Raw genomic sequence first — 15752 nt, 5'->3', positions numbered from 1 at the left:
CGACATGACCATCGACATCACCACCCCCGTCACGACCGCCGCCGCCCACCCGCTCGCGGTGCTGACGGCCGAGGAGATCGACGCGACCCGAGAGATCCTCGTCGCCGCCGGACTCGTGACCGAGACCACCCGCTTCGCGCACGTCACGTTCGAGGAGCCGCCGAAGGCGGAGCTGCTCGCCTGGGCTCCCGGCGATCCGATCACCCGACGGGCGACCGCCGTGCTGCTGGACGTCGCCGCCGGCGAGGGATCCGTCGCCACGGTGGACCTCACGGCGGGCGAGGTCGTCGCCCACCGCGTGATCGACAGGGCCCTCGAGGGCCAGCCGGCGATCCTCGACGAGGAGTTCGAGAAGATCGAGGGCTGGCTGCTCGCGAGCCCCGAGTGGGTCGCGGCGCTCGCCAAGCGCGGCATCGACCCGGCCATGGTCCGCGCCGCTCCGCTCTCGCCCGGCAACTTCGGCGCGCCGGCCGAGGCCGAGCGCCGGATGTGCCGCGTGCTCGGCTTCCTGCAGTACGACGAGAAGGACCTGATGTGGGGCCACCCGATCGACGGCCTCGTCGCGCTCGTCGATCTCACCACGGGAGAGGTCTTCTCGGTCACGGACTACCAGGAGTACGCCGTCCCGACGGAGCGCAGCGAGTGGGACGCCGCGCCGCACGGCGACGGCGTCGCGCGCACGGACATGAAGCCGATCGAGATCACGCAGCCCGAGGGCGCGAGCTTCACGGTCGACGGCAACCTGATCACGTGGGGCGACTGGCAGTTCCGGTACGGATTCGACCCGCGCGAGGGCCTCATCCTGCATCAGCTGGGCTGGAAGGACGGGGATCGGATCCGCCCGATCGTGCACCGCGCCTCGGTCGCCGACATGGTGGTGCCCTACGGCGATCCGCAGCCGGCGCGCAGCTGGATCAACTACTTCGACTCGGCGGAGTACATCTTCGGCCGGTACACGAACTCGCTCGAGCTGGGCTGCGACTGCCTCGGCGAGATCACCTACTTCGACGCGGTCGTGGCCGATGAGGCGGGCGCGCCGCGCGTGATCCCGAATGCGATCTGCCTGCACGAGGAGGACTTCGGGGTGCTGTGGAAGCACAGCGACCTGTTCAACGGGATGAACGAGACGCGCCGCAACCGCCGCCTCGTGATCTCGTTCTTCGTGACGATCGGCAACTACGACTACGGCTTCTACTGGTACCTGTACCTCGACGGCCAGATCGAGCTCGAGGCCAAGGCGACCGGCATCGTGTTCACCTCGGCGTACCCCGGCGAGGGCTACCCGTACGCGACCGAGATGGCGCCGGGCCTCGGCGCGCCGATCCACCAGCACCTGTTCTCGGCGCGGCTCGACATGGCCGTGGACGGCTTCACGAACGCGGTCGACGAGGTCGACGTGGTGCGCGTGCCGATCCAGGAGGACAACCCGATCGGCAACGGCTTCGCGCAGCGCAGGACGCGCCTGAGCCGCGAGTCGGAGGCGGGGCGGATGGCCGACAACCTCGTGGATCGGCACTGGATCGTCTCGAGCACGGAGGCGGTGAACCGCACGGGCCGGCCCACCGGCTACGCGCTCTACCCCGAGGGCAAGCCGGTGCTGCTGGCCGACCCGTCCAGCGCGATCGCGCACCGCGCGGCGTACGCGACCAGGCACCTGTGGGTGACGCAGTACGCGGACGGCGAGCGGTGGCCCTCCGGCGAGATCGTGAACCAGAGCCCCGTCGCGGGCCCGCTGCCCGGCGTGCCGGGCTACGCCGCGGCGGATCGCCCGCTCGACGGCGAGGACGTCGTGCTGTGGCACACGTTCGGCCTGACGCACTTCCCGCGCGTGGAGGACTGGCCGGTCATGCCGGTCGACCGGACCGGCTTCACGCTGAAGCCCGTCGGGTTCTTCGACCGCAACCCCGCGCTGAACGCCCCGCTGTCGCAGTCGGCGCACTGCGCGGCGCCCGCCAGCGGCTCCGGCTCCGGCTCCGGCTCCGGAGAGGAGGCGATGGCCGGCCACGGCGTTGCGTCGCACGGCGGTTGCCCCCACTGCAGCACGGGTCAGGGCGCCTGCACGTGCCACTGATCCTGTCGCTCGCGATGATCGTCCCGGGGGCGGTGTGCGTGGCCTGTGCGGCCGCCACCCGCCCCCGGGCGTCGCGCACGGCGATCCTGGGAGCGGCCGCGATGCTGGCCGCCATGATCGCGATGGCGGCCGGATCGCTCGGCTCGCCGATCGCGTGGACCGCCGCGCTCGTCGGGATCGCCGTCGTCGGGGCCGCTGCGCGGCGGGTGCGACGCGGACGCGTGGACGCCGCGTCGCACGAGGCCTTCGACTGGCACCGGCCGGTGGGCATCGTCGTCATGGCGGCGCTGATCGCAGGCCATTCTGCAGGGGCGCCCGCGAGCGCGGGCCATGCGCACGGGCCCTCGGCAGCCGCGCTGCCGCTTCTCGCGCTCGCCTACGTCGCGGCGCTGGTGGTGTGGATGCTGCGCCGCCGCCGCGACCTCACCCCGCGCCACGCCGCCGAGGGCATCAGCATGGCCGTCATGACCGTCGCGATGGTGTTCGCCTGACGCGCTCAGTCATCGGGTCTGCCGCTCAGTCGTCGGGCGCGCGGTGCGCGTGGGGGTCGTGGGCCTCAGGAGGCGACATCCGCCCCGCCACTCCGACGACCGAGCGTCGGCTCCGACGACTGAGCGTCCCGCAGCGGTCTCAGCGATCGGCGTCGCGAAGCTCGTCCACCACGAGGGTCTCCTCGTGGATCGTGCCGTTGCGGTAGGCCTGGCGGCCGATCATGTGGGCGCTGAGCGGCGCCGTCGCCATCTGGATCAGCACGACCGGGACGAGCGAGGCGACGACCGTCCAGGAGCGCAGCGACAGCGCCACGGCGAGCGCGATCAGCAGCAGGCCCAGCACCTGCGGCTTGGTCGCCGCGTGCAGGCGCGAGGGCACGTCGCGGAAGCGCAGCAGGCCGATCGCCGCGGTGACGCACAGGAGCGCGCCGATCAGCACGAGCACGAGGGCGACGATGTCGAGGGCCATCACTGATCCCTCCGCGCGACGAAGCGGGCCACCGAGATGGAGCCGAACACTCCGACCGCCGCGATGATCAGCATGATCGGGATGGATCGCGTGTGCTGGTTGATCACCATCTCCGCGCCCAGGATGCACAGCACCTCGGTCAGCAGCACGTCGCTCGCCACCGCGCGGTCCAGGATCGACGGGCCCACCACGATCCGGACGATCGTGAGCGCCGCGGCGATCGCGAAGGCGACGAGGATCACCGCGATCAGCACGGTCTGGATGGTCATCGCGCGGCCTCCTTCCGTGCCTGCTTCAGCGCGGCGACGTCGGCGCGCGAGCCGACCGCGCGCACGATCCGCTCCTCCCACACCAGCACGTTGCGGCGCTGCGCCTCCGCGTCGGCCGCGTGGCGGATGCCGAGCACATGGAGGTACAGGATGCGGCGCTCGCGGTCGGCCTCGACGATGAGGGATCCGGGGATCAGCGACGACGCGACGGACACGTGGGTCATGATCAGGTCCGCGTCCGTGCGCAGCTGCACGGCGATGATCCCGGAGGTGGTCTCCCCCGGTCGCAGCGCCTGCCACGCGACCATCACCGCGCCGCGCACGAGCTCGGCGAGGAACAGCACGACGAACACCAGGCCGTACCAGAGGTTCACGCGGCCGGACAGCTCGGCCGTGGGCAGGTGGAAGACCTTGGTCACGCCGATCGCGACCGCCACGCCGGTGACCGCCGCGAGCACCGTGAACTGGCCCCACAGCATCATCCAGAGCACGACGAGCCAGACGAAGAACGGCAGCTGGTTCCAGAAGCGGCGCGCGGCGGCGGGGAAGGTGGGGCTCATGACGACTCCTCGACCTCGCCGAGATCGAACAGGTGCACGGGCTCGAGCAGGCCCACCCCGATCCGGTCGCAGATGTCGTACAGCGGACCGGCGAACACCGTCAGCCCCACGGACACGGCCACCATCCCGACGGTCGCGGCGGTCATGATCCGCGGGATCACCCGGCGCTCGCTGACCTCGTCGGCCGCCGGCGCCCCGCCCAGGTGCTGGATGCGCGCCTCGGTCTCGACCGAGTCGTCCTCCTCGCGCCAGAACGACAGGTTCCACGCCCGCATCAGCGCGTACAGCGTCAGCAGCGACGTCACGATGCCGCCCGCGATCAGCGTGTACATCAGCGGCGAGCCGATCTGCGCGGCCGCGTCGAACAGCGCGTACTTGCCGATGAAGCCCGAGAACGGGGGCAGCCCGCCGAGGTTCAGCGCCGGGATCAGGTACAGCGCGGCCAGCAGCGGCGCCGCGGTCAGCAGGCCCTTCACCTTCAGGATCGACGTGCTGCCCGCGCGGCGCTCGATGAGGCCCACGGCGAGGAACAGCGTGGTCTGCACGACGATGTGGTGGACCATGTAGTAGATCGTCGCGCCGATCGCCGCCTCCGTCACGACCGCGAGCCCGAAGATCATGTACCCGACGTGGCTGACGAGGGTGAACGACAGGATGCGCTTGAGCTCGGCCTGCGCGACGGCGCCCAGCACGCCCACGATCATGGTCGCGAGCGCCACGATCAACAGCAGCACGTTGACGTCGCTGTCGGCGAACAGCTGCGTCTCGGTGCGGATCAGCGCGTAGACGCCGACCTTCGTCAGCAGGCCCGCGAACACGGCTGTGACGGGAGCGGGCGCGGTCGGGTACGAGTCGGGCAGCCAGAACGAGAGCGGGAAGACGGCGGCCTTGACGCTGAACGCGACGAGCAGCAGCAGGTGCAGCACGAGCTGCACGTTGTCGGGCAGCTCGGTCATCCGCTCGGCGATATGGGCCATGTTGACGGTGCCGAGCGCGCCGTAGATCACCGCGATCGCCGACAGGAACAGCACGGACGACACCAGCGACACGACGATGTAGACGACGCCCGTGCGGATGCGCGACTCGGTGCTGCCGAGCGTGATCAGCACGTACGACGCGACCAGCAGGATCTCGAAGCCGACGTAGAGGTTGAACAGGTCGCCCGCGATGAACGCGTCGAAGATGCCCGCCGCCAGGATCAGGTACGACGGGTGGAAGATCGACACCGGCGTCTCGTCGTCGCCGTCGGCGGCACCCTGGCCGACCGAGAACAGCAGGACGGCGAGCAGCACGACGCTCGAGACCGCCACGAGCAGCGCCGCCAGGCGGTCGACGTACAGGACGATGCCGAACGGCAGCGGCCATCCGCCGACCGAGACGGCCAGGGGCGTGCCGGCGTCGACGATCACGAACATCGCCACGGCGAGGGCGAACGTGAGCGTGAGCGTGCCGATCGAGACGCCCACCTGCAGGCGACGCCGGCGACCGGCGACGAGGGTCACCGCGGCGCCGACCAGCGGCAGCCCCACGACGAGCGGCACGAGGAGGCTCGGGGTCATGAGCGGTCCTCCTCGTCGGGTGCGGTGTCGCCTGCGGTTCCGGATCCGTCGTCATCCGGGGATGCGGGTCCGTCCGGCTCGCGCGATCCGGGCCTGCCGTATGCCGATGAGGGGATGTCGACAGGCGCATCCGGCAGCAGGCCGAGGGCGCCGGCGCCGTCGAGCGCGCGCAGCGGCGAGGCGACCGTGTCGACGAAGTCGGTCGTGGCCTCGTCTCCCCCGCCCTCGGCGAGGATGCGCTCCGCCTCGGCGGAACGCACGCGCAGCGCGAGGTCCTCCGTGTCGTCCTCGACCGTGTCGGCCTGCCCCAGCTGCCACGAGCGGTAGATGAGCGCGAGCAGGAAGGCGCTCACCGCGAAGGTGATGACGATCGCCGTGAGCATCAGCGCCTGCGGCAGCGGGTCGCTGCGTGGTCCGCGCTCGCCCGCGTACTCGCCCTCGCCCGCGAACGGCGCCGTGCCGGGGAAGCCCATCACGATCAACAGCAGCAGGTTGGTGGCGTTGCCCAGCAGCAGGAAGCCGATCAGCACGCGCGTCAGGCTGCGCTCCAGCATGGCGTAGACGCCCGCCGCATACAGCACCGCCATCACGATGACGAGGGTGAGGGAGACGCTCATCGCTCGCCTCCGTCCTCGGGCGCCCGGACGCGCCAGGTGGTCTCGGAGCCCTTCAGCTGCCGGTCGACCTCGGCTCCGAGACTGCGCAGCACGTCGAGCACGAGCCCGATCACCACGAGGTAGACGCCCACGTCGAAGATCGTCGAGGTGACGAACTCGACGTGCCCCAGGATGGCGACATCCGCCTCGAGCACCGCGCGCGTCAGCGGATCGACGCCGAACGCGAGCGGCACGAGGGTGGTGCCGACGGCCAGCAGCATCCCGGTGCCGAGCAGCCAGCCCGCGTCGGTCGGCGCCGCGACGCCGAGCTCGTAGCGGCCGCCCGCGACGTAGCGCATGACGAGCGCCATGCCCGCGACGAGCCCGCCCGCGAAGCCGCCGCCGGGCAGGTTGTGCCCCGCGAAGAGCAGGTAGATCGACACGACGATGATCGTGTGGAAGAGGATCCGCACGATCACCTCGAGGATGATCGAGCGCGACTCGGCGCTGAGCTTCTGGCCGCCGACCAGCCACGCGCGCGGCTGCTCCCGGTTCTGGGCGCTCTGCACCTCGACGCCGCCGGTGGTCTCGACGAGCGGGCGGCGGGGTGCGCCGAGGCGCCGCCGGCGGGATGGGCGCCCGGTGCCCGCGAGGCTCCGCGAGAGCCGCTGCAGGGTGTCGCTGCGGTGCGTGACGAAGACCAGCGAGGCGACGCCGGTCGCGGCGAGGATCAGCACGGACAGCTCGCCCATGGTGTCCCAGCCGCGGAGGTCGACGAGCGCGACGTTCACGACGTTCTCGCCGTGGCCGATCTCGTAGGCCAGATGCTCCCACTCCTCCGAGACGGACCGGTGGATCCGCGCGCTGGAGGCGATCACGACGAGCGCGGCCATCGTGACGCCGACCGCGGTGGCGAGCAGGGCGCGCAGCAGGGGCGCGGCGGTGCCGTTGTGCGCGCCCATGCGCGACGGCAGCCGCCGCAGCACGAGCGCGAAGGCGATCAGCGTGACCGTCTCGACCAGCACCTGCGTGAGGGCCAGGTCGGGCGCGCCGGTCACCGCGAACAGCGTGATCATGCCGAGTCCGGTGACCGCGACGAGCACCACGCCCGTGTAGCGCTTCTGCGCGCGGACCGCGATCACGCCGGCCGCGATCATGATCGGCGCGACGGCGAGCTGGACGGGGTGCTGCCAGGCGTCCAGCGCGATCCGCCAGCCCGGGGTGGCGAGCAGGGCGATCCCCTCGCCCACCACCAGCACGATGAAGATCGTCGCGACGTAGATGGGCAGCGAGCCCCGCTGGGTCAGCGAGGTGACGGCGACCGACACGCGGTCCACGCCGCGCGTGATCGCGTAGTAGACGTCGGCGGCCGTGAACCGCAGCACGCGGCCCGTCATGTCGAAGCCGGTCGCGCGCGTGAGCCACAGGATCGCCGCGCCGCCGGCGAGTGTCACCAGCGACAGCAGCAGCGCGGGTCCCGGTCCGTGCCACAGCGCGAGGTGCGCGTGGTGCTCGGCGACCGGGGCGATGGTGGCCGCGGTGTCGGCGTACGGGGCGAGCAGGGTGTCGAGCATCGGCGCGACCAGTCCGCCCGCGAGCCCGAGCGTCGCCAGCAGCAGCGGCACGCCGAGGAAGCCGATCGGCGGATCCGGCCACTCGGTGCGCGGCAGCGTGCCGCCCCGATTGTCGCGCTTGGTCCAGAACGCGCCCCACAGGAAGCGCGCGCCATATGCCACCGTGAGCATGGAACCCACCACGACGCCGACGAGCGCGGCGACGCCCCAGCCCTCGCCCGCCCCCGCCGCCTCGAGCAGCGCCGTGAGCGCGCCCTCCTTGGCGACGAAGCCCAGGGTGGGCGGCAGTCCCGCCATCGAGGCGACCGCGACGAACGCCACCACGGCCATCACCGGAGCCTGCCTGCCCACGCCCGAGAGCTCGTCGATGTCGCGGGTGGAGAGCTGGCGGTCGATCACGCCGACGACGAGGAACAGCGCCGACTTGAACAGCGCGTGGCCCAGGAGCAGGGCGAGTCCGGCGAGCGCGGCGCCGCGCGTGCCGTAGCCGATCACGACCGAGATGAAGCCGAGCTGGCTCACCGTGCCGAACGCGAGGATGCGCTTCAGATCGCTCTCGCGCAGCGCCTGCACGCCGCCGAGCAGCATCGTGAAGACGCCGAGCGTCACGATCACGGGCCGCCACGGATCCGCCTCGGCGAACACGGGCGCGAGGCGGGCGAGCAGGTAGATGCCCGCCTTCACCATGGCCGCCGCGTGCAGGTACGCGCTGACCGGGGTGGGCGCGGCCATCGCGCCGGGCAGCCAGAAGTGGAACGGGAAGATCGCCGACTTGCTGAGCGCGCCGACCAGCAGCAGCACGAGGGCGACGTTCACGAGCGGTCCGGTCGGGGCCTGCTCCAGGGTGCCGCTCAGGCTCGTGGTCCCGGTGGCGGCCGCGAGCATCACGACGCCGATCAGCATCACGAGGCCGCCCAGCGTGGTGACGAGCAGCGCCTGCAGCGCGGCCCGGCGACTGCCCGCGCGCAGGTGGTAGTGGCCGATCAGGAGGTACGACAGGATGCTCGTGATCTCCCAGAACATCACGAGCACGACGATGTCGTCGGTCAGCACCAGGCCGTACATCGCCCCGGCGAACGCGAGCAGCACGCTCGAGAACCGGCCGAGGCCGTCGGTCTTGCCGCGGAAGTACCAGCGGCAGTAGATCATCACGAGCGCGCCCACGCCGCTGACGACGAGCGCCATGATCCAGCCGAGCGTGTCCATCCGCATCGAGATGTCGATGCCGAGCGGGCGGATCCATTCGTATGCCGCGAACGGGATGTCCCGGTCGAGCACGCGCGCTCCCATCAGGACCGCGTGCACGAACGCCGCGAGCGGGAACAGGGCCCCGACGTAGAACACCCGTGCACCGAGCGGCTTCGCGAGGAGCGTCAGCAGCAGCGACCCGGTGGCGAACGACAGCAGGAGAGGCAGCATGGGCGTCTCCTCGGCGCGTCGGGCGAAAGCGGCGGCTCAGGCAGGCGGAAAGTGTCTGCCCACTCTACCTGGGGACTTGTCCCCCGGGGTCCGGGTTCGGGCCCGAGCGCCTCAGCCGTGCGCGGCCGCGGCCGCGCGCGCCGCGGCGGGAAGCGCGTCGGCGATGCGCGACAGCGCCGCGTCGTCGTGCGCCGCCGTGAGGAACCACGCCTCGAACACGCTCGGCGGCAGGGCCACCCCCGCGTCGAGCATGGCGTGGAAGAACGGACGGTAGCGGAACGCGTCCTGCGCCTTGGCAGCGGGGTAGTCGCGCGGCGCCTCCGCCGCGAACACCGGGTTGAACAGGCTGCCGGCGCGCGAGATCGCGTGCTCGACGCCCTCCGCGGCGAGCGCCGCCGACACCTCGAGCGCGACGCGATCGGCCGCCGCGTCGACCGCGGCGTAGACCTCGGGGGTCGCGAGGCGCAGGGTCGCGATGCCCGCCGCGACCGAGAGCGGATTCCCCGACAGCGTGCCGGCCTGGTACACCGGGCCCACGGGCGCGAGCTGCTCCATGACCGCTGCCTTCCCGCCGAGCGCGGCGAGCGGCATCCCCCCGCCGATGACCTTGCCGAACGTGATGATGTCGGGCTCGTACGCCTCGCCGGCCTCGACCTGCAGGCCCCAGTAGCCGGCGGGCCCGACCCGGAACCCGGTGAGCACCTCGTCCAGGATCAGCAGCGCGCCGTGCTCGTGCGCGATGGCCGCGAGGCCGGCGTTGTAGCCGTCGGCGGGCCGGACGACGCCCATGTTCGCGGGCGCGGCCTCGACGATGATGGCCGCGATCTGATCGGGACGCTCGGCGAAGATCGCCCGCACGGCGTCCAGGTCGCCGTAGGGCGCGACGAGCGTCTGCGCCGCGATCGGCGCGGGCACGCCCGCGGTGCCGGGCAGCGCGAGGGTCGCGAGGCCCGACCCGGCGGCGGCCAGGAGGCCGTCGGAGTGCCCGTGGTAGTTGCCGTCGAACTTGATCAGCAGGTCGCGGCCGGTGACGCCGCGGGCGAGCCGGATCGCGGTCATGGTCGCCTCGGTGCCGGTGGACACGAGACGCACCTGCTCGACGGGCTTCAGGCCGCCGGCGGCGACGCGGCCGGCGACCAGGTCGGCGAGCTCGACCTCGCCCTCGGTGGGGGCACCGAACGACAGGCCGCGCGTGGCCGCCTCGCGCACGGCCTCGACGACCTCCGGATGCGCGTGGCCCAGCAGCGCGGGACCCCACGACGCGACGAGGTCGACGTATTCCCGGCCCGCGGCGTCCGTGACGTACGCGCCTCGCGCCGACTGCACGAACCGCGGCGTCCCACCCACGGACCCGTACGCCCGGACCGGCGAGTTCACGCCCCCGGGGATGACCTCGCGGGCGTGGGCGAACAGGGTGTCGTTGCGATCGGCCATGGCTCCATTGTCTCGCGCCCCGGCTGACGTCGATCCGAGAGGCCCCGCAGGATCACGGGCCGTGACAGGTCCGCATAATCGACCAGCACTGTCGCATCGGCGACGGGCTTCGGCTGCGGAGTGAGTGAAGGCGATCCGTGAAGCCGACTTTCTCCCCGCCCCACCCGAGTTTCGAACAAATGTCCGAGGCTGGTGGGATGATGGGCGCATGCCGAAGTTCTCCGATTCCGACGGGCTCACCTGGGGTTTCACCCCGGGTGAGCGGGCGCGGACGCGGGCGGGCGTCGAGCGGTTGAAGCAGATCCGGTCGGAGCGGGCGGCCATGGACGCGGAGGAGGCTGCGCTGCTGGCGGGGCTCGCCGGGATCGCGGTGGATCAGATCGGCCGGATGCCGTCGAACAGCGACTGCGCATTCCCGCTGCGGTCGATGGCCACCGAACTGGGACTCGCGCTGAAGGAGCCGCCGCGGGCGATGCAGGGACGGATGGAGCGGGCTTCCGAGCTGGTCGCCAAGTTCCCCGCCACGCATGCCGCGCTCGCGGGCGGCCGGATCACCGACCGGCACGCCCGCGCCGTCGCGGACGCCGGGGCCGACATCTCCGAGCCCGGCGCGCGGGCCGCCTACGAGACAGCGGTGCTCGCTCTCGCCGAGAAGACCACGCCGTACCGGATCAAGGAGCTCGCCAAGCAGGTCGCCGACACGCATCAGCCCACCGCGATCATCGATCGGCATGAGAAGGCGAGGGCGGATCGCGGCGCGTTCGTGGAGGATCTGCCCGACGGGATGGCGATGCTGGGCCTCATCGGTCCCGCTGTCAGAATCCACGCCGCCTATGACCGCCTCACCGGCTGCGGTCGGGCCGTCAGACGCGATCGCCGCGCCCTCATCCGCGAGCTCGACGGTGCCGAGCCGGGTCCGGAGGATCCGGCGCACGTGAAGTACCTCGACGACCGTCACCTGGCGCAGTTGCGCTCGGACATCGCGCTGGACCTGCTGCTGACCGGCACCCCCACCGGGCACGACCTCGACCAGCACATCACCGCGACCGTCGAGATCACGATCCCGGTCGAGACGCTGGCGGGCCTGGACGACGGGCCCGCCCTGCTGGCCGGCTACGGTCCGATCGACCCCGACACCGCCCGCCGCCTCGCCGGCCATGCGCCTGGCTGGGAGCGACTGTTCCTGAACCCGGACACCGGGGCGCTGCTCACCGTAGATCACTACGCGCCCTCGGCGGCGCAGCGCCGGTTCCTGCACGCGCGCGACAGGAGCTGCCGCGTCCCCGGCTGCACCACCAGGGCGAAGCACTGCGACATCGACCACACGATCCCGTACTCGACCGGCGGGATCACGAACGTGGAGAACCTGAACTGCGTCTGCGAGGGTCACCACATGATGAAGCACCACGCCCCCTGGGGCTTCACCAATCTCGGCCACGGCAGGATCAGGATCTCCAGCCCCTGCGGCTTCGACTACACCGAGGGACCGCCCCTGCTCTTCCCGGCCCTCGGACCACCCGCGCCCTTCTGATGCCCAGGCGGGTCATCCCGACTCGCTGCGCTCGCTCGATGACCGGGCCCGGGCAGCGCCTCTTGGGAGCGAAGCGACCCGCGCAGCTGCGCGGCCTAGAGCGCCTCGCGCAGCCACCCCGCGGCCTCGGCGGCCCAGTAGGTGAGGATCGCGTCGGCGCCCGCGCGACGGATGCCGAGCAGCGACTCCGTGATGGCGCCGCGGCGGTCGATCCAGCCGTTGGCCGCGGCCGCCTCGATCATCGAGTACTCGCCCGACACCTGGTACGCCCACACCGGCACGTCGACCGAGGCGCGCACGTCGGCGAGCACGTCGAGGTACGGCAGCGCCGGCTTGACCATGACGACGTCGGCGCCCTCCTCGACGTCGAGCAGGGCCTCCTTCACGCCCTCGCGGCCGTTTCCGGAATCCATCTGGTACGTGCGGCGGTCGCCCTTGAGCTGCGAGTCCACGGCCTCGCGGAACGGCCCGTAGAACGCGCCCGCGTACTTCGCCGAGTAGGCCAGGATCAGCGTGTCCGTGAAGCCCTCCGCGTCGAGCGCGTCGCGCACGGCCGCGACCTGGCCGTCCATCATCCCCGACAGGCCGAGCAGCGCGGATCCGGCCCGCGCCTGCGCCACTCCCATCGCGGCGTACCGCTCGAGCGTCGCGTCGTTGTCGACCACGGGCTGGCCGGGTCGGCGGCCTCCGGCCGCCTTCTTGTCCGCCGCCAGCACGCCGCAGTGCCCGTGGTCGGTGAACTCGTCCAGGCACAGGTCGGTCTGCACGACCAGCGCGTCGCCCACCTCGGTGACGACCGCCTCGGTCGCGACGTTCAGGATGCCATCCGGATCGTCCGCGCCGGATCCGGTCGCGTCGCGCGTCGCGGGCACGCCGAACAGCATCACGCCGCCGACGCCGGCCTCGGCCGCGGAGACCGCCGCGCGGCGCAGCGAGTCGAGCGTGTGCTGCTGCACACCGGGCATGGACGAGATCGCAGCGGGCTCCGAGAGCCCCTCGCGCACGAACATCGGCAGCACGAGCTGCGAGGGCACCAGGTGGGTCTCGCGGACCAGCCGCCGCACCGCGGGCGACTGACGCAGCCGACGCGGGCGGTGGGTGGGGAAGCTCATCGAGAGGTCTCCTGGCGGATGTCCGTCACGGTCTCGATCAGCCCGGTCGGTGCGGGATCCACCCGGATGGAACCGGTCGGCACCGGCCCGGTCACGGGCACGGCGAGCGCTTCGGCCGACGGCTCCGGCACCGGGAGGTCCGCGAGGGCGTGGATGAGCGAGTCGATCGTCTGATCCGGCGCGATCACGTGGATCGGCAGGCCCAGCACATCCGCGTCGTGCGCCGTGCGCGGGCCGATCGCGGCGATCACCGTCTCGTCGGGGATCTCCGGGAACTGCTCGCGCACCTGCTCGGCGACGGATCCGGACGTGACGAGGATCGCGTTGATCCGGCCGGTCACGACGTCGCGGATGATGTTGTCCTTGGCGGGCACGCCCACGGTGCGGTACGCCACGACGCTGCGCACGTCGTGACCCGCGTCGATCAGCATCTGCGTGAGCACGGGCTTGGCGATCTCGCTGCGCAGAGTCAGGATGCGCCGGGGCTCGGGCTCGAGGCCGTTCATCTGACGCGCCATGCCGGCGGCCGAGTTGTCGCCCTCGGGCACGAGGTCGACGCGGTAGCCGACCGCGCTGAGCGCGGCCGCGGTCGTCTCGCCCACCGCCGCGACCTTGGTCGCGTCCGGGATCTTGGCGTCGTACGCGTACAGGACGTCGACCGTGGTCGCGCTCGTGACGGTGAGCCATTCGAACCGGCCCGCGGCGAGGTCGGCGAGCGCGGCCTCGAGGGTCGCGGAGTCGTCGGTGGGCGCGAAGTTGATCAGCGGCGCGATGACGGGGACGGCACCCTTGCCGCGCAGGGTGGCGGCCACGCTGTCACCCCAGGGGCCGCCGCGCGGCACGAGGACGCGCCAGCCGGCCAGGGGCTTCTCCGGGCGTTGAGTGGAAGCTGTGTTCATGAGGGGGACTCTCGGGGTACGAGGTCGGCCGCCCCACGTTCGAGCAGCCGACGCGCGAGATCGGATCCGATCTCGCGTGCGTGGTCGATCTGATCCACGCCATCGGCAGCACCCGCACCGTTGCCGCTGCCCTGCCGACGAATATACCCCTGTCCCGGCGCGTCGGCCGACACGGACTCGATGACCGCGAATTCGGCCACCTCCTCACCGTCCGGGCCGTAGACCGCGGCGTGCACGTGCAGCGCGTCGCCCGCGAACCGGGCGTGCACGCCGACCGGCGCGTGGCATCCGGCCTCGATTCCGCCGAGCACCGTGCGCTCGACCGTCACCGCGAAGCGCGTGCGCGGGTCGTCGAGTCGGCGGATCGCGGCGAGGAGATCCGGATCCGCATCCGCTCGCGTCTCGACCGCGAGCGCGCCCTGTCCCGCGGCCGAGGGCCACGCGTCCAGGTCGCGGTGCTCGTACGCCAGCGGCGTCTCGGGGCCGAGGCGGTCGAGCCCCGCGGCGGCGAGCACGATGGCCGACAGCTCGCCGTCGATCACGCGCTGCATGCGCGAGTCGACGTTGCCGCGCAGGTCGTGGATCGCAAGGCCCGGGTTGGCGCGCAGCGCCTGCGCGACCCGCCGCGGCGATCCGGTGCCGATCACGGCGCCCGCGGGCAGCTGCTCGAGCGAGGTGCCGTCGCGGGTCAGGATCACATCGCGCGCGTCCGCGCGCACCGGCGTCGCGGCGATCTCGAAGCCCTCGGGCTGCGCGGTCGGCAGGTCCTTCAGCGAATGCACGAGCAGGTCGCACTCCCCCGCGGCGAGCGCCTCGCGCAACCGCGTCGCGAACACGCCCGTGCCGCCCAGCTGCGACAGCGATCCGCGGTTCGTGTCGCCCTCGGAGACGATCTGCACCAGCTCGACGGGCCGGCCCGACACCTCCTCGAGGGCGCGGGCGACGTGGCCCGACTGGGTCATCGCGAGCGCGCTGCGGCGCGTGCCGAGCCGGATCGGCGTGACCGCGCCCGTCGACACGGAGGTCACTGCAGGATCTCGGCGATCTCGGCGATCTCGATGCGGCGGCCGGTGAAGAACGGCACCTCCTCGCGCACGTGGCGGCGCGCCTCGGTGTAGCGCAGCTCGCGCATCATGTCGACGAGGTCGGTCAGCTCGTCGGCCTCCATCGGCAGCATCCACTCGTAGTCGCCGAGCGCGAACGAGGCCATGGTGTTGGCGGTGACGCCGCGGAAGGCCGCGCCCTTCCTGCCGTGGTCGCGCAGCATCGCGCTGCGCTCCTCCTCGGGCAGCAGATACCACTCGTAGCTGCGCACGAACGGGTAGACCGTGAGCCACCGCTTGGCGTCGATGCCGCGCAGATAGCCGGGCACGTGCCGCTTGTTGAACTCGGCGTCGCGGTGCACGGCCATGGCGTTCCAGGTCGGCAGCAGCGGCGACAGCAGATCGGTGCGCCGCAGGCGTCGCACCGCGCGCTGCAGGTCCTCGGGGACGGGGCCGTGGACCCACACCATCAGGTCGGCGTCGGACCGCAGGCCGCTCACGTCGTAGAAGCCGCGGACCGTCACGCCGCCGTCGGCCAGGAACGACACGATGTTCTCGAGCTCGATCGCGTCGGCCTCTCCGACCGGATGCGCCGGGTCGCGGCGCCAGACGGCCCAGAGGCTGTAGTTGTCTCCCGTGACCTCGGGTTCTGCGGACGCGTCGGACGAAGCATGGTGCGAGTCAGCCATGGCTCCATCCTCCCCCTCGGCCAGGTGGAGGCAAAA

Annotated in this window: 14 protein-coding genes; 3 read left to right on the top strand and 11 right to left on the bottom strand. The window is 72.0% G+C overall.

Annotated features, from left to right (window positions below):
* Positions 1-4: 4 nt before the first annotated feature.
* Both AAD528_RS09380 and AAD528_RS09375 read left to right on the top strand, forming a co-directional pair.
* Positions 5-2071 carry a primary-amine oxidase gene (locus AAD528_RS09380; RefSeq protein ID WP_345751809.1) on the top strand — a complete coding sequence of 689 codons (2067 nt, stop codon included), beginning with the start codon at positions 5-7 and terminating at the stop codon, positions 2069-2071.
* The gene (locus tag AAD528_RS09375) at positions 2062-2562 is read left to right on the top strand and encodes a hypothetical protein (RefSeq protein WP_345751808.1); all 501 of its coding nucleotides are present in this window, start codon (positions 2062-2064) and stop codon (positions 2560-2562) included. Before AAD528_RS09380 ends, AAD528_RS09375 begins: the two co-directional genes overlap by 10 nt.
* Positions 2563-2701: 139 nt before the next feature.
* On the opposite strand, the gene mnhG is transcribed toward AAD528_RS09375, so the two are convergent.
* From mnhG to hemL, 7 genes are all read right to left on the bottom strand, one after another.
* Positions 2702-3031 (bottom strand): monovalent cation/H(+) antiporter subunit G, encoded by a 330-nt coding sequence (mnhG, locus tag AAD528_RS09370; RefSeq protein ID WP_345751807.1) that lies wholly within the window; start codon positions 3029-3031, stop codon positions 2702-2704.
* A complete protein-coding gene (locus AAD528_RS09365; RefSeq protein WP_345751806.1) occupies positions 3031-3300 on the bottom strand; it encodes an MrpF/PhaF family protein in 270 nt (89 codons plus the stop codon). Before AAD528_RS09365 ends, mnhG begins: the two co-directional genes overlap by 1 nt.
* On the bottom strand, positions 3297-3860 hold the full coding sequence (locus AAD528_RS09360; RefSeq protein ID WP_345751805.1) for a Na+/H+ antiporter subunit E: 564 nt from the start codon (positions 3858-3860) through the stop codon (positions 3297-3299). The genes AAD528_RS09365 and AAD528_RS09360 overlap by 4 nt, the downstream gene beginning before the upstream one ends.
* Complete coding sequence (locus AAD528_RS09355) at positions 3857-5419, bottom strand: Na+/H+ antiporter subunit D (protein ID WP_345751804.1); 1563 nt, start codon at positions 5417-5419, stop codon at positions 3857-3859. The genes AAD528_RS09360 and AAD528_RS09355 overlap by 4 nt, the downstream gene beginning before the upstream one ends.
* Positions 5416-6036 (bottom strand): Na(+)/H(+) antiporter subunit C, encoded by a 621-nt coding sequence (locus AAD528_RS09350; RefSeq protein WP_345751803.1) that lies wholly within the window; start codon positions 6034-6036, stop codon positions 5416-5418. Before AAD528_RS09350 ends, AAD528_RS09355 begins: the two co-directional genes overlap by 4 nt.
* Complete coding sequence (locus AAD528_RS09345; RefSeq protein ID WP_345751802.1) at positions 6033-9008, bottom strand: Na+/H+ antiporter subunit A; 2976 nt, start codon at positions 9006-9008, stop codon at positions 6033-6035. Before AAD528_RS09345 ends, AAD528_RS09350 begins: the two co-directional genes overlap by 4 nt.
* A gap of 111 nt (positions 9009-9119) precedes the next feature.
* Positions 9120-10442, bottom strand: coding sequence for a glutamate-1-semialdehyde 2,1-aminomutase (gene hemL / locus AAD528_RS09340; protein ID WP_345751801.1), 1323 nt, complete (start codon positions 10440-10442; stop codon positions 9120-9122).
* Positions 10443-10650: 208 nt separating this feature from the next.
* On the opposite strand from hemL, the gene AAD528_RS09335 reads away from it, so the two are divergent.
* The gene (locus AAD528_RS09335; RefSeq protein ID WP_345751800.1) at positions 10651-11973 is read left to right on the top strand and encodes an HNH endonuclease signature motif containing protein; all 1323 of its coding nucleotides are present in this window, start codon (positions 10651-10653) and stop codon (positions 11971-11973) included.
* Between the two features lie 95 nt (positions 11974-12068).
* Here the strand turns inward: AAD528_RS09335 and hemB are convergent, their stop codons facing one another.
* The 4 genes from hemB to hemQ are packed head-to-tail and all read right to left on the bottom strand — an operon-like array spanning position 12069 to position 15716.
* The gene (hemB, locus tag AAD528_RS09330; RefSeq protein ID WP_345751799.1) at positions 12069-13085 is read right to left on the bottom strand and encodes a porphobilinogen synthase; all 1017 of its coding nucleotides are present in this window, start codon (positions 13083-13085) and stop codon (positions 12069-12071) included.
* On the bottom strand, positions 13082-13984 hold the full coding sequence (locus AAD528_RS09325; protein ID WP_345751798.1) for a uroporphyrinogen-III synthase: 903 nt from the start codon (positions 13982-13984) through the stop codon (positions 13082-13084). Before AAD528_RS09325 ends, hemB begins: the two co-directional genes overlap by 4 nt.
* Positions 13981-15012 carry a hydroxymethylbilane synthase gene (gene hemC / locus AAD528_RS09320; RefSeq protein WP_345751797.1) on the bottom strand — a complete coding sequence of 344 codons (1032 nt, stop codon included), beginning with the start codon at positions 15010-15012 and terminating at the stop codon, positions 13981-13983. The genes AAD528_RS09325 and hemC overlap by 4 nt, the downstream gene beginning before the upstream one ends.
* Entirely contained in the window at positions 15009-15716 is a 708-nt protein-coding gene (gene hemQ / locus AAD528_RS09315; protein ID WP_345751796.1) for a hydrogen peroxide-dependent heme synthase, read from the bottom strand. Before hemQ ends, hemC begins: the two co-directional genes overlap by 4 nt.
* Positions 15717-15752: the final 36 nt, after the last annotated feature.

It is taken from the genome of Microbacterium rhizophilum, assembly GCF_039605615.1.
Classification (GTDB): domain Bacteria; phylum Actinomycetota; class Actinomycetes; order Actinomycetales; family Microbacteriaceae; genus Microbacterium; species Microbacterium rhizophilus.
The sequence above is the reverse complement of the archived record's forward strand: the minus strand, read 5'-3'. Positions and strand labels throughout refer to the sequence as shown.

What these genes read in the sequence shown, in the direction of transcription:
- AAD528_RS09380 (WP_345751809.1), top strand. Translation starts at nt 5, where the DNA reads ATGACCATCGACATCACCACCCCCGTCACGACCGCCGCCGCCCACCCG.
- mnhG (WP_345751807.1), bottom strand. Translation starts at nt 3,031, where the DNA reads ATGGCCCTCGACATCGTCGCCCTCGTGCTCGTGCTGATCGGCGCGCTC.
- AAD528_RS09365 (WP_345751806.1), bottom strand. Translation starts at nt 3,300, where the DNA reads ATGACCATCCAGACCGTGCTGATCGCGGTGATCCTCGTCGCCTTCGCG.
- AAD528_RS09360 (WP_345751805.1), bottom strand. Translation starts at nt 3,860, where the DNA reads ATGAGCCCCACCTTCCCCGCCGCCGCGCGCCGCTTCTGGAACCAGCTG.
- AAD528_RS09355 (WP_345751804.1), bottom strand. Translation starts at nt 5,419, where the DNA reads ATGACCCCGAGCCTCCTCGTGCCGCTCGTCGTGGGGCTGCCGCTGGTC.
- AAD528_RS09350 (WP_345751803.1), bottom strand. Translation starts at nt 6,036, where the DNA reads ATGAGCGTCTCCCTCACCCTCGTCATCGTGATGGCGGTGCTGTATGCG.
- AAD528_RS09345 (WP_345751802.1), bottom strand. Translation starts at nt 9,008, where the DNA reads ATGCTGCCTCTCCTGCTGTCGTTCGCCACCGGGTCGCTGCTGCTGACG.
- hemL (WP_345751801.1), bottom strand. Translation starts at nt 10,442, where the DNA reads ATGGCCGATCGCAACGACACCCTGTTCGCCCACGCCCGCGAGGTCATC.
- AAD528_RS09335 (WP_345751800.1), top strand. Translation starts at nt 10,651, where the DNA reads ATGCCGAAGTTCTCCGATTCCGACGGGCTCACCTGGGGTTTCACCCCG.
- hemB (WP_345751799.1), bottom strand. Translation starts at nt 13,085, where the DNA reads ATGAGCTTCCCCACCCACCGCCCGCGTCGGCTGCGTCAGTCGCCCGCG.
- AAD528_RS09325 (WP_345751798.1), bottom strand. Translation starts at nt 13,984, where the DNA reads ATGAACACAGCTTCCACTCAACGCCCGGAGAAGCCCCTGGCCGGCTGG.
- hemQ (WP_345751796.1), bottom strand. Translation starts at nt 15,716, where the DNA reads ATGGCTGACTCGCACCATGCTTCGTCCGACGCGTCCGCAGAACCCGAG.